This window comes from Pseudonocardia sp. SID8383 (assembly GCF_009864975.1).
Taxonomy (GTDB): Bacteria; Actinomycetota; Actinomycetes; order Mycobacteriales; family Pseudonocardiaceae; genus Pseudonocardia; species Pseudonocardia alni.
The window spans coordinates 1-687 of record NZ_WWFY01000903.1 but is presented as its reverse complement, the minus strand read 5'-3'; the positions used below and the strand labels follow the sequence as shown (position 1 = coordinate 687).

At 79.8% G+C, this 687-nt stretch carries 1 protein-coding gene; it reads left to right on the top strand.

Annotated elements, in window-relative coordinates; all coding sequences use genetic code 11:
* The coding region (locus GTW08_RS21615; RefSeq protein WP_202417507.1) for a type VII secretion protein EccB at positions 1-687 on the top strand (687 nt) is incomplete at both ends.

The following is a 687-nucleotide window of genomic DNA, read 5'->3' as shown; positions in this document are numbered from 1 at the left end:
GCGGCCGTCCCCGGCACCGTCGGCGTCCCGCTCGACGGGGTCCCGGTCCCACCCGCGTGGGCGGTCTGCGACACCCGCGGCGAGGGCTCCGGCGCCGGGACCACGACGGTGCTCGCGGGGTCGCTCGGACCCGTCCCGGCCGGGCCGGAACCGGTGGCCCTGCTGACCGCCGAGGGCGGCGCCACCTACCTGGTCCACGACGGCGCCCGGCACCGGATCGACCCGTCCGACCGGAACGCCCTCGACGGGCTCGGCCTGCTCGGCGCGCCCGTCCGCCGGGTCGGTGACGGTCTGCTCTCCGCGATCCCGGAGGGCGCGCCGCTGCGGGTCCCCGCCCCCGGACCGACACCCGTCGCGGGGCTGGGGCGGAACGGGGACGTCGTGCGCAGCCAGTCGCTCGGGGCAGGGTCGACGTACTTCCTGGTGGTCGACGACGGGCTCGCCCGGATCCCGGTCACCCTCGCCGACGCCGTCCGCTCCCGGACCGGGCAGGCCGAACCGGCGACGCTGCCGCCCGGGCTGGTCGACGACGTCGGGCAGACGCGGGTGCCCGGCGCCGAGGCCTGGCCCGCCGCGCGGGCCGAGGTCACCGAGGTGCCCCCGGTGCTGTGCGGGACCTGGCGCGAGGGACGGCGCGCACTCGTCGCGGGCATCGAGGAGCCGGTCGCGCCCGGTGCGGTGCGGGTG